Annotated in this window: 8 protein-coding genes; 4 read left to right on the top strand and 4 right to left on the bottom strand. The window is 70.0% G+C overall.

The features are described 5' to 3' along the window. The first annotated feature begins 71 nt into the window (after positions 1–71). From OG963_RS30260 to OG963_RS30245, 4 genes are all read left to right on the top strand, one after another. Positions 72–377, top strand: coding sequence for a hypothetical protein (locus tag OG963_RS30260; RefSeq protein ID WP_030925852.1), 306 nt, complete (start codon positions 72–74; stop codon positions 375–377). Positions 378–437: 60 nt separating this feature from the next. Further along, positions 438–1,883: an FGGY family carbohydrate kinase gene (locus OG963_RS30255; RefSeq protein WP_093774476.1), complete on the top strand. Its 1,446-nt coding sequence runs from the start codon at positions 438–440 to the stop codon at positions 1,881–1,883. 170 nt (positions 1,884–2,053) lie between these two features. Then, positions 2,054–3,787, top strand: a complete 1,734-nt coding sequence (locus OG963_RS30250) for an ABC transporter ATP-binding protein (protein WP_030925847.1) — start codon at positions 2,054–2,056, stop codon at positions 3,785–3,787. Then, entirely contained in the window at positions 3,787–5,712 is a 1,926-nt protein-coding gene (locus OG963_RS30245; RefSeq protein ID WP_093774474.1) for an ABC transporter ATP-binding protein, read from the top strand. Before OG963_RS30250 ends, OG963_RS30245 begins: the two co-directional genes overlap by 1 nt. A 16-nt stretch (positions 5,713–5,728) precedes the next feature. On the opposite strand, the gene OG963_RS30240 is transcribed toward OG963_RS30245, so the two are convergent. The 4 genes from OG963_RS30240 to OG963_RS30225 form a co-directional block, all read right to left on the bottom strand. Beyond that, on the bottom strand, positions 5,729–6,856 hold the full coding sequence (locus OG963_RS30240) for an RNA polymerase sigma factor (RefSeq protein WP_030925843.1): 1,128 nt from the start codon (positions 6,854–6,856) through the stop codon (positions 5,729–5,731). Between the two features lie 225 nt (positions 6,857–7,081). Continuing rightward, a complete protein-coding gene (dnaG, locus tag OG963_RS30235) occupies positions 7,082–8,986 on the bottom strand; it encodes a DNA primase (RefSeq protein WP_093774472.1) in 1,905 nt (634 codons plus the stop codon). A gap of 138 nt (positions 8,987–9,124) precedes the next feature. Next, a complete protein-coding gene (locus tag OG963_RS30230) occupies positions 9,125–10,384 on the bottom strand; it encodes an NAD(P)/FAD-dependent oxidoreductase (RefSeq protein ID WP_030925839.1) in 1,260 nt (419 codons plus the stop codon). A 442-nt stretch (positions 10,385–10,826) separates the two neighbouring features. Then, positions 10,827–12,137 carry a deoxyguanosinetriphosphate triphosphohydrolase gene (locus OG963_RS30225; protein ID WP_371799671.1) on the bottom strand — a complete coding sequence of 437 codons (1,311 nt, stop codon included), beginning with the start codon at positions 12,135–12,137 and terminating at the stop codon, positions 10,827–10,829. Positions 12,138–12,146: the final 9 nt, after the last annotated feature.

Here is a 12,146-nt window from a genome sequence, read left to right as displayed (position 1 = left end):
GGGTAGGCGGGCAGCACATGTCGCACCGAGCACATACGCAGCAAGCACGGAGCAGGAGAAGGGTGGCAGCCATGCGGTACCGGCTCACGTTCATCGCCGGCCTGGCCCTCGGTTACGTCATCGGCACTCGGGCCGGACGCGAGCGCTACGAGCAGCTGAAGAAGTCCGCACGTCAGATCGCCGAGAACCCGGCCGTGCGCAATACCGCCGAGTCCGCGGCACAGAGCAGCCGCGAGTTCGCCGGCAAGGCGTACCACGCGATGAGCGTCAAGGTCGGTGACAAGGTGCCCGCCTCGGTGGTCGAGCGGGTGCGGTCGGTGCGGGAGCGGAGCCGGGGCCAGGGTGCCGAGGACGACTGGGGCACCAGCAATACATGACAGAGGTGGCGGCCCGCCTTCCGTACGGGAAAGCTCCGGCGGTGCGGCAGAATCTTCACCATGGGCATAGTCGCCGGCTTGGACAGTTCTTCGGCCTTCACACACATCGTCGTCTGCGATGCGGACACGGGTGCCGTACTCCGGCAGGGGTACGCCGCACATCCCGTCGAGGCCAAGGCCACCGAGGTGGATCCGCAGGTATGGCTGCTCTCACTCGGTGAGGCGGCCACCGGCGGGCTGCTCGAAGGCGTCCAGGCCATCGGCGTGTCGGCGCAACAGCACGGTCTGGTGCCGCTCGACCGGCAGGGCAACCTCGTACGTCCGGCGCTGCTCGGCAACGACAAGCGGGCACAGGTCGCCGCGGCCGATCTGATCGACGGGCTCGGCGGGCGACAGGCCTGGGCCCAGGCGGTCGGGGCCGTGCCGCAGGCCGCGCAACCGGTGTCGAAGCTGCGGTGGCTGGCGCGGACCGAGCCGGAGGCGGCGCAGCGGGTCGCTTCGGTGCTGCAGCCGCACGACTGGTTGGTCTGGCAGTTGCTGGGCCGGCCGAACCGGCGGACCACCGACCGGGGTGCCGCGTCGGGGACGGGGTACTGGTCGGCGGAAGGCGGTGCGTACCGGCCGGATCTGGTGGAGCTCGCGCTCGGGCACCAGGCCGCGCTGCCCGAGGTGCTGGGCCCCGCCGATGCGGCAGGGACGACGCCGGAAGGGCTGCTGATCTCGGCCGGAACCGGCGAGACGATGGCGGCGGCGTTCGGGCTCGGGGTCGGGCCCGGCGACGCGGTGGTGTCGCTGGGGGCCTCGGGCTCGGTGATGGCGGTGCACCACGAGGCACTGGCCGATCCATCCGGGATGATCACGTCGTTCGCGGATGCCACCGGGATGCATCTGCCGGTGGTGTACACGCTCAATGCGGTGCGTGCGCTGCGGGGCACTGCCGAGATGCTGGGCCTGGAGGGGCTGGAGGAGCTGTCCGCCCTGGCGCTGAAGTCGACGCCGGGCGCGTCCGGGCTCGTCCTGCTGCCGTATCTGGAAGGTGAGCGCACCCCCCATCTCCCGCACACCGCGGGCACGCTGAGCGGGCTGCGGCGGGAGTCGATGAAGCCGGAGCATCTGGCGCGGGCGGCGTTCGAGGGGATGCTGTGCTCGCTGGCCGACGCGCTCGATGTACTGCGTGGCCGCGGGGTCGAGGTGCGTCGGGTGTTCCTGCTGGGTGCGGCGGCCGAACTGCCTGCCGTGCAGGGACTTGCGCCCGCGGTGTTCGGTACGCAGGTCGTCGTACCGCAGCCGGCCGAGTACGCGGCACTGGGTGCGGCCCGGCAGGCGGCCTGGGCGCTGGGGGTCTCGCAGGGGACGCTCGATCCACGCACCCCCCCGGCCTGGCAGGGCGCGGCGGCGCAGGTGCTGGAGCCGGGCGAGGAACTGCCGGTCGGTCAGGCGGTGCGGCAGCAGTACACGGCGACGCGGGACCAGATCCACCCCGGGGCGTTCGACTCCGCGCTCTGATCCGACCGCTCTGGGTGACAAGGCCGGTCCCCCGGCCGGAGGTTCGTCCTCCGGCAGGTGGACCCGGTCTCGTTTTTGACCTGGGCTTGAGGAAAAACGTTCGCAGTCACGCCGGGCCTTGCCGGAAAATGAGTCGACTCCCGCCCTCCTGCCGACTCCGAGAGACACGCGTGCTCATAAAACTCCTGCGGGCCTGTCTCGGCCCGTACAAGAAACCGATCATGCTGTTGGTGGCTCTCCAGCTGCTGCAGACCTGCGCCACCCTCTATCTCCCCTCCCTCAACGCGGACATCATTGACAACGGTGTCGTCGAGGGGGACACGGGCTACATCCTGCAGTACGGCGGCATCATGATCGCCGTCTCCATCGCCCAGGTCGTCTGCAACACGGGGGCCGTCTTCTACGGTGCGCGCACTGCGGCCGCACTGGGCCGGGACGTGCGGGCGTCGGTCTTCGACCGCGTTCAGTCGTTCTCGGCACGTGAGGTCGGGCGCTTCGGGGCGCCCTCGCTGATCACCCGTACGACCAATGACGTCCAGCAGGTCCAGATGCTGGTCCTGATGACGTTCACCATGATGGTCTCGGCACCGATCATGTGTGTCGGCGGCATCATCATGGCGCTCGGCCAGGACGTTCCGCTGTCGGCGGTGCTGCTCGCGGTGGTGCCGGTGCTCGGCATCGCGGTGAGTCTCATCGTGCGGCGGATGCGGCCGCTGTTCCGCACGATGCAGGAGCGGCTCGACACGGTGAACCGGGTGCTGCGCGAGCAGATCACCGGCAACCGGGTCATCCGCGCCTTCGTCCGCGACGGGTACGAGGAGAAGCGATTCCGCGGTGCCAACACCGAGTTGACCGATGTGGCGCTCTCCACCGGCCGTCTGATGGCGCTGATGTTCCCGACCGTGATGACGGTCGTGAACGTGTCGTCGATCGCCGTGGTCTGGTTCGGTGCGCACCGGATCGACAGCGGCGGGATGGAGATCGGCGCGCTGACCGCGTTCCTCTCCTACCTGATGCAGATCGTCATGTCCGTGATGATGGCCACCTTCATGTTCATGATGGTGCCGCGCGCCGAGGTGTGTGCCGAGCGCATCCAGGAGGTGCTGGAGACCGATTCGAGCGTGGTGCCGCCGGTCGAGGCGGTGCGGGAGCTGCGCGCTCACGGCCATCTGGAGGTGCGGGCTGCGGACTTCCGCTACCCGGGCGCCGAGGAGCCGGTGTTGCGGTCGGTGGATCTGGTGGCACGCCCCGGCGAGACGACCGCGATCATCGGGTCGACGGGCAGCGGGAAGTCGACGCTGCTCGGTCTCGTGCCGCGGCTCTTCGATGTGACGGACGGTCAGGTGCTGGTCGACGGCACGGACGTACGGACGCTGGAGCCGTCGCTGCTGGCGAGGACGGTGAGTCTGGTTCCGCAGAAGCCGTATCTGTTCTCCGGGACGGTCGCGACGAATCTGCGGTACGGAAACCCGGACGCGACCGACGAGGAGCTGTGGCACGCGCTGGAGGTCGCGCAGGCCAAGGAGTTCGTCGAGGAGCTGGAGCACGGGCTGCACGCGCCGATCGCGCAGGGCGGCACCAATGTCTCCGGCGGGCAGCGGCAGCGGCTCGCGATCGCGAGGACGCTGGTACAACGGCCGGAGATCTATCTCTTCGACGACTCGTTCTCCGCGCTCGACTACGCGACGGACGCCGCGCTGCGCCGGGCGCTGTCGCAGGAGACGGCCGAGGCGACCGTGGTGATAGTGGCGCAGCGGGTGTCCACCATCCGTGACGCGGACCGGATCCTGGTGCTCGACGAGGGCCGGGTCGTCGGGTCCGGCACCCATCACGAGCTGATGGACGGCAATCAAACGTACCGGGAGATCGTGCTCTCCCAGCTGACGGAAGCGGAGGCCGCATAATGGCCGGGCCTGGCGGACGCATGATGGCGGGCGGGGCGCCGACCGACCGGTCCATGAACTTCAAGGGGTCGTCGAAGCGGCTGCTGAAGCGCTTCGCGACGGAGAAAGCCTCGCTGTACGCGATGCTGGCGGCCTGTGTGTTGAGCGTCGGTCTCTCGGTGGTGGGACCGAAGATCCTCGGCAAGGCGACCGACCTGGTCTTCGCCGGCGTCATCGGCCGGCGGCTACCCGCGGGTACGACGAAGGAGCAGGCCGTCGAGGGCCTGCGCAAGACCAACAGCGCCTTGGCCGACCTGCTCTCCGGAGTCGACTTCACCCCGGGCCAGGGCATCGACTTCGATGCGGTGGGCCACGTACTGCTGACGGCGCTGGCGGTCTATGTCGGTGCCGGTCTGCTGATGCTGGTGGCCACCCGGCTGTCGATCCGGATCATCAACCGGGTCGTGTTCCAGCTGCGCGAGGACATCCAGACGAAGCTGTCGCGGCTGCCGCTGTCGTACTTCGACCGGGCCAAGCGCGGTGAGGTGCTCAGCCGGGCGACGAACGACATCGACAACATCTCCCAGACGATGCAGCAGACGATGGGCCAGCTCATCAACTCCCTGCTCACCATCGTCGGCGTGCTGATCATGATGTTCTGGATCTCGCCGCTGCTCGCCCTGGTCGCGCTGGTCACGGTGCCGCTGTCGGTGGTCGTGGCGACGAAGGTCGGCAAGCGGTCACAGCCGCAGTTCGTGCAGCAGTGGAAGGTGACGGGCAAGCTCAACGCCCATATCGAGGAGATGTACACCGGGCACACCCTGGTGAAGGTCTTCGGGCGGCAGGAGGAGTCCGCGAAGGACTTCGCCGAGCAGAACGACGCACTGTACGAGGCGAGCTTCCGGGCGCAGTTCAACAGCGGGATCATGCAGCCGCTGATGATGTTCGTGTCGAACCTGAACTATGTGCTGATAGCCGTCGTCGGTGGACTGCGGGTCGCGTCGGGCGCGTTGTCGATCGGTGACGTCCAGGCGTTCATCCAGTACTCGCGGCAGTTCTCGATGCCGCTGACACAGGTCGCTTCGATGGCGAACCTGGTGCAGTCGGGTGTCGCCTCGGCCGAGCGGATCTTCGAGCTGCTGGACGCCGAGGAGCAGGGCCCCGATCCGGTGACAGGTGAGCGCCCGGCCGATCTGCTCGGCAGTGTCTCTCTGGAGAAGGTGTCGTTCCGTTACGAGCCGGACAAGCCGCTCATCGAGAATCTGTCGCTGAGCGTCGAACCGGGCCACACCGTCGCGATCGTCGGCCCGACCGGCGCCGGCAAGACGACGCTCGTCAACCTGCTGATGCGGTTCTACGAGGTGACGGGCGGCCGGATCGCGCTCGACGGCGTCGACGTGGCGAAGATGTCGCGCGATGAGCTGCGGGCAGGAATCGGCATGGTCCTGCAGGACACCTGGCTGTTCGGCGGGTCGATCGCGGACAACATCGCGTACGGCGCTTCGCGCGAGGTCACCCGGGAGGAGATCGAGGAGGCGGCGAGGGCGGCTCACGCCGACCGCTTCATCCGTACCCTGCCGGACGGTTACGACACGGTGATCGACGACGAGGGCACCGGGGTCAGCGCGGGCGAGAAGCAGCTGATCACCATCGCGCGGGCGTTCCTCTCGGACCCCGTGATCCTGGTGCTCGACGAGGCGACGAGCTCCGTCGACACCCGTACCGAGGTGCTGATCCAGAAGGCGATGGCCCGCCTCGCGCACGGCCGTACGAGCTTTGTGATCGCGCACCGGCTCTCCACCATCCGGGACGCGGACGTCATCCTGGTGATGGAGAACGGGTCGATCGTCGAACAGGGCACGCACGACGAGCTGTTGGATGCACAGGGGGCGTACGCCCGGCTGTATGCGGCGCAGTTCGCGCAGGCGGTCGCCGAGGTCGACTGATCTCCTCGGTACGACCTCAGTCCAGGTAGCCGCGGAGCTGGTCGGCGAAGGCGTGGTCCCGCAGCTTGTTGAGGGTCTTGGATTCGATCTGGCGGATGCGTTCGCGTGTCACGCCGAAGATCCGGCCTATCTCTTCGAGTGTGCGGGGCCGGCCGTCGTCCAGCCCGTAGCGCAGCTGGACCACCTTCCGCTCCCGCTCGCCCAGGGTGGAGAGCACCGCTTCGAGGTGCTCTCGCAGCAGCAGGAACGCGGCGGACTCCACGGGGGACGCCGCGTCACCGTCCTCGATCAGGTCGCCGAGGGCGACGTCGTCCTCCTCGCCGACCGGCGCGTGGAGCGAGACGGGTTCCTGGGCGAGCCGCAGCACTTCACCGACCCGTTCCGGCGTCAGGTCGAGCTGGGCGGCGACCTCTTCGGGCGTCGGTTCGTAGCCGCGTTCCTGGAGCATCCGGCGCTGGACCCGTACGACGCGGTTGATCAGCTCGACGACATGGACCGGGACCCTTATCGTCCGCGCCTGGTCGGCGAGGGCCCGGGACATGGCCTGCCGGATCCACCAGGTCGCGTACGTCGAGAACTTGTAGCCCCGGGCGTAGTCGAATTTCTCGACGGCCCTGATCAGTCCGAGGTTCCCCTCCTGGACCAGGTCGAGCATGGTCAGTCCACGGCCCACATAGCGCTTGGCGACGGAGACGACGAGACGCAGGTTCGCCTCGATCAGGCGGCGCTTCGCCATCCGCCCCATGACCACCAACCGGTCGAGATCGACGGCGAGTCGGGAGTCCGGGTCCGGGGTGCTCGCGAGCCGCTCCTCGGCGAAGAGGCCGGCTTCGACGCGGCGGGCGAGCTCCACCTCGTCCGCCGCGGTGAGCAGCGGAATGCGTCCGATCTCCCGCAGGTACTGACGGAAGAGATCGGAGGACGGCCCGCCGCTGTCGGGGCGGCCACGCGGCTCCGGGAGTTCGGGCACCTCCGCCTGCTCCTCCAGGACGGCGTCGGCTGCGACGACTGCCTCGGGCGGTTCCGACGGTTCGGGCGCTTCGGGTCTCAGTTGGTCCACCGCTGCCTCCGGATGATGCATGGCCCGGTTCTGCGCGGGGACGGCCGAGACACGCTCGGTTGTGGTCAGGGTCCGGGTCTGCACGGGGGCGACCTCCAGGTGATCGCTGCCGGATCGCGGGGATGGGAGGTCCACCGTGCAGTGGGCCGACCGCGCTCCGATGACTCAGGCACCGCCCCCCAGTGTGGGGTAAGACACATCGCCGCCACGAGGGGCGTGCGCGGACTTTCTGAGTCCGGTCCGTAACCGGCCGGTTACACATGAGGAGGCCGGCCCCGGCGATGATCCGCCGGGCAGAACCTGGGTGCGTCAGAGCGCGTCGGCGCCGTTGTTACGCAGGGACTGGGCGTACTGCTGGAGGACCCAGACCTCGTTCTGCGCGGCCGCCAGATGGTCGGGAGCCACATTGCTGCCGAGACGGCTGAGGCTGCCCTGGACGTCGTTGATCCGGCGGTCGACGGCGCGCAGCCGGACCTTGACCAGGTGCTCGCCCGCGTACGCCTCGTCGATGGACTTGCCGTGGAAGACCTCCACGGCGAGCTCGGTGACCAGCTTGCGCACCGTGTCGTCGGGAGCGGCGCCCAGGACGCCGACCAGATACTCGCGGGTGTCGGCGAGGCCCCGCTCGGCGCCGCCCGCCTCCGCGATGCACTGCCGCACCGCCGCGTACGGCGGGGCGGTGAACTCGTCGACCCCGTAGGCGTCGAAGGCCGGGGAGACCAGGGCGGGCCGTTGCAGGGCGAGCTTGAGCAGCTCCCGCTCGGTGCGGTGGGCGGGGCTGCGGAGGTGGAGCGCCGGGCCCGACGGGCCGGCGGAGGGCCGGGCCTGCTGGTGCTGGGGGCCGCCGCGGGTGGGCGCAGGGGCGGGGCCCCGGTCGCCGCGGTCGCGGGCCCAGCGGGCCAGCTGGGCGACGCGCTTGACGACGAACTGGGTGTCGAGGATGCCGAGCATCCCGGCCAGCTGGACGGCGACCTCGTGCTGCGAGGAGCTGTTCTTGATCCGGGCGACGACGGGGGCAGCCTCGTCGAGGGCGGCGCCGCGGCCCGCGGGGGTCTCCAGGTCGTACCGCCCGACGATCTGGCGGAGCGCGAACTCGAAGAGCGGCGTGCGGGGTTCGACCAGGTCGCGGACGGCCTCGTCGCCCTTGACGAGGCGCAGATCGCACGGGTCCATGTTGTCCGGGGCGATCGCGATGTACGTCTCCGCGGCGAACTTCTGGTCGTCCTCGAAGGCCCGCAGGGCGGCCTTCTGGCCGGCCGCGTCACCGTCGAACGTGAAGATCACCCGGGCGCTGCCGTTGTCCATCAGCAGCCGGCGGAGGATCTTGATGTGGTCGCCGCCGAAGGCCGTACCGCAGGTGGCGATGGCGGTGGTGATGCCGGCGAGGTGGCAGGCCATGACGTCGGTGTAGCCCTCGACGACGACGGCCCGGCTGGCCTTCGCGATGTCCTTCTTCGCATGGTCGATGCCGTACAGCACCTGCGACTTCTTGTAGATCGCGGTCTCGGGGGTGTTGAGGTACTTCGGGCCGTTGTCGTCGTCGCGGAGCTTGCGGGCCCCGAAGCCGACGACCTCGCCGGACGTGTCGCTGATCGGCCACATCAGCCGGCCGCGGAAGCGGTCGATGGGACCGCGGCGGCCGTCCTGGGAGAGGCCCGAGGTGATCAGCTCCCGGTCGCTGAACCCCTTGCCCCGGAGGTAGCGGGTGAGGTGGTCCCAGCCGGCCGGGCTGTAGCCGACGCCGAAGTGGGCGGCCGCCGCCTGGTCGAAGCCGCGCTCGGCCAGGAACTTCCGGCCGATCTCCGCCTCGGGACTGTCCAGCTGCTCGACATAGAACTGGGCGGCGGCCTTGTGCGCCTCGACCAGCCGGATGCGCTCGCCTCGCTGGTGGGAGGGGTTGTATCCGCCCTCCTCGTAGCGCAGGGTGATGCCCGCCTTGGCGGCGAGCCGCTCGACCGTCTCGGAGAAGGAGAGGTGGTCGATCTTCATCACGAAGGCGATGGTGTCGCCGCCCTCCTGGCAGCCGAAGCAGTGGAAGAGTCCCTTGCTCGGGCTGACCTGGAAGGAGGGCGACTTCTCGTCGTGGAACGGGCAGAGCCCCTTGAGGTTGCCCCCGCCCGCGTTCCGCAGCTGGAGGTACTCCGAAACGACGGCGTCGATCGGGACCGCGTCCCGGACCGCCTTCACATCGTCGTCATTGATCCTGCCTGCCACGGGTGAAGTCTACGGGTGAGGGCGGACAGCAGGAGTGCACGGTCGTCGTCGCGGACGCCGGACGGGACCCTGATCACGACCGCCCGGCGACGGAGCACGCGACAGGGAAGACGGCGCGGAACACCGTCCTGACACGGCTCAGATCAGCGACTCCAGCGGCACCGACGGGTCCGCGAGCGTGTCCGGGTCGATCTGCCGGCCGGTCCGGATCAGCTCCTGCACGGTCTCGGTGACATCCCACACATTGACGTTCATCCCGGCCAGCACCCTGCGGTCCTTCAACCAGAACGCGATGAACTCCCGCTTGCCCGCGTCGCCGCGGATGACGACCTGGTCGTACGAGCCCGGGGGCGCCCAGCCCGAGTACTCGAGCCCCAGGTCGTACTGGTCGGAGAAGAAGTACGGCACACGGTCGTAGCCGACGTCCCGGCCGAGCATGGCGCGGGCCGCGGCCGGGCCGCTGTTCAGCGCGTTCGCCCAGTGCTCCACACGCAGCCGGGTGCCGAACAGCGGGTGCGGCATGTTGGCCACGTCCCCGGCGGCGTAGATGTCCGGGTCGGAGGTGCGCAGCGACGCGTCGACCGCGATGCCGCCGCCGTCGCCGCGGGCTGCGATCGCGAGGCCCGCGGCCTCGGCGAGGGCGGCGCGCGGGGCGGCGCCGATCGCGGCGAGGACGTCGTGGGCGGGGTGTTCCTCGCCGTCGTCGGTGCGGGCGGCGAGAACCATGCCGTCCTGACCGATGATCTCGGTGAGCCTGGTGCCGAAGTGGAAGCGGACGCCGTGGTCACTGTGGAGCTCGGTGAAGATCTGGCCGAGTTCCGGGCCGATGACCCGGAGCAGCGGGGTCGCCTCCGGCTCGACGACGGTGACCTCGGCGCCGTATCCCCGAGCCGCCGCCGCGACCTCCAGGCCGATCCAGCCGGCCCCGGCGATCACCAGATGGCCGTTGTCGCGGCCGAGCGCGGACAGCACGTTCTTCAGCCGGTCGGCGTGAGCGAGGCGGCGCAGATGGTGGACGCCGGCCAGGTCCGTACCGGGGATGTCGAGGCGGCGTGGTTCGGCCCCGGTGGCGAGCAGCAGCTTGTCGTAGTGGATGACGGTGCCGTCGCCGAGCTCCACGGAGCGCGCGCCACGGTCGATGGAGGTGACGGGCTGGCCGAGGTGGAGCTCCACATCGGCGCCCGCGTACCAGGCCGTCTCATGGACGAAGACGCTTTCCCGGGCCTCCTTGCCGGCCAGATAGCCCTTGGAGAGGGGAGGTCGTTCGTACGGATGGTCACGCTCATCGCCGACCAGGATGACCCGGCCGCTGAAACCCTCCGCACGGAGTGTCTCGGCTGCCTTCGCTCCTGCCAGTCCTCCCCCGACGATGACGAACGTCCGATGTGCGTCGACCACTTTGGTGCCTCCTCGGTGCTTGCTGAGCTCCGCCGCCACCTGCGAGCGTCCCGCACGCAGCGTGATGGCGAAAGAGGGTGTACCCCGATCAGGTCACGTCCGGTGGCCGCAGGCCGGGGCCGATGCCGCGCGGAGCGGGCCCCTGGCGGAGCCGCGCGCCCGCCCGGCGTGGCATGTGCTCCCAGCACATCACCTGCGCCGTTGCTGACCGTCATCGCCGCGCCCCACGGCCGCAGGACTTGCCCGGGGCCGGCGAACAGCCGGTCGGAAATTCGAGGGTGTGGGCCACCGCCCTTTTCCCGGGCGGCGGCCCACCGGGGCGCCTTTCCCGCACCACGCACACCGGCCCGGAGCACGGGCGGCCGGTCCGCGTCCGGCAGGACGCGCGCCGGCGGGGCGTTCGGTGCCGGGGCGGATCCGGGGTAGCCGCCCGGCCGTCCTCTCACTGCCCCCGGGAGGTGAGTGAGGTGTGCAGTGAGCGGGCCGAGGCGTCCGTGAGCGCCGCGATCTGGTCGATCAGGACGCGTTTGCGGGACCGGTCGTCGCAGGCATGCTCGTACAGCGCGCGGAACTGTGGTTCCAGGCCGTCCGGGGCGCGCGCGGTCAGCGCCGCGGCCAGTTCCGCGATGACGATCCGCTGGTCGGCACGGATCGCCTCCTGTTCGGCGCGCTGCATCACATAGCGGTCGGCCACCGCCTTCAGGACGGCGCATTCGTTGCGTGCCTCGCGCGGGACGACGAGCTCGGCGGCGTACCTGCGGAGGCGGCCGGTTCCGTACGTCTGGCGAGTGGCGGTCTCGGCGGCGAGGCAGAACCGGCCGATCAGCTGGCTCGTCGCGTCCTTCAGCCGGGCCTGGGCGACGGCGGATCCGTCGTAGTTGTGCGGCCACCACTCCTGGCCGATGAGCCGGTCGAGGGCGTCGGCCAGCTCCTGCGGGTCGGTGTCGGGCGGAACGTACCGCCCGATCGCCACGTTGCAGATCTCTCGGCGCTCCGGCTCTGCGAAGAGGCAGTTGGGGTCGATGTGGCCGGCGTGCAGACCGTCCTCGAAGTCGTGCACCGAGTAGGCGACGTCGTCGGACCAGTCCATCACCTGGGCCTCGAAGCACTTCCGGTGCGACGGGGCGCCCTTACGGGCCCACTCGAAGACCGGCAGGTCGTCCTCGAACACCCCGAATTTCCGGGAGCCGGGGTCGGTGGGGTGGGCGCCGCGCGGCCACGGGTACTTGGTGGCGGCGTCCAGCGCGGCCCGGGTCAGATTCAGCCCCACGCTGACCAGTTCGCCGGTCCGCACGTCGCGCACGAACCGCTTCGGCTCCAGCCGGGTCAGCAGCCGAAGCGACTGGGCGTTGCCCTCGAAGCCGCCGCAGTCGGAGGCGAAGTCGTTGAGCGCCTGCTCGCCGTTGTGCCCGAACGGCGGGTGGCCCATGTCGTGCGCCAGACAGGCCGTCTCGACCAGATCGGGATCGCAGCCGAGCGCGGCACCGAGCTCCCGGCCGACCTGGGCGCATTCCAGGGAGTGCGTGAGTCTGGTCCGAGGGCTCGCGTCCCAGGCGAGGCTGCGGGTGCCGGGCGTGACGACCTGGGTCTTCCCGGCGAGTCTGCGCAGCGCGGCGGAGTGCAGCACGCGGGCGCGGTCCCGCTGGAAGGCGGTGCGGCCCGGCCGTTTGTCGGGCTCGGTGTCCCAGCGCTCGGTGTCGGCCGCGCCGTAGGGCGTGGTGCCGTGTTCCTGTGTGCCCCGCGTACCGTCCATGGTCCCGAC

Source organism: Streptomyces sp. NBC_01707, assembly GCF_041438805.1.
Taxonomy (GTDB): Bacteria; Actinomycetota; Actinomycetes; order Streptomycetales; family Streptomycetaceae; genus Streptomyces.
The sequence above is the reverse complement of the archived record's forward strand: the minus strand, read 5'-3'. Positions and strand labels throughout refer to the sequence as shown.

Excerpts from the sequence above, each read along its gene's own strand:
- OG963_RS30260 (WP_030925852.1), top strand. The coding sequence starts at position 72 with ATGCGGTACCGGCTCACGTTCATCGCCGGCCTGGCCCTCGGTTACGTC.
- OG963_RS30255 (WP_093774476.1), top strand. The coding sequence starts at position 438 with ATGGGCATAGTCGCCGGCTTGGACAGTTCTTCGGCCTTCACACACATC.
- OG963_RS30245 (WP_093774474.1), top strand. The coding sequence starts at position 3,787 with ATGGCCGGGCCTGGCGGACGCATGATGGCGGGCGGGGCGCCGACCGAC.
- OG963_RS30225 (WP_371799671.1), bottom strand. The coding sequence starts at position 12,137 with ATGGACGGTACGCGGGGCACACAGGAACACGGCACCACGCCCTACGGC.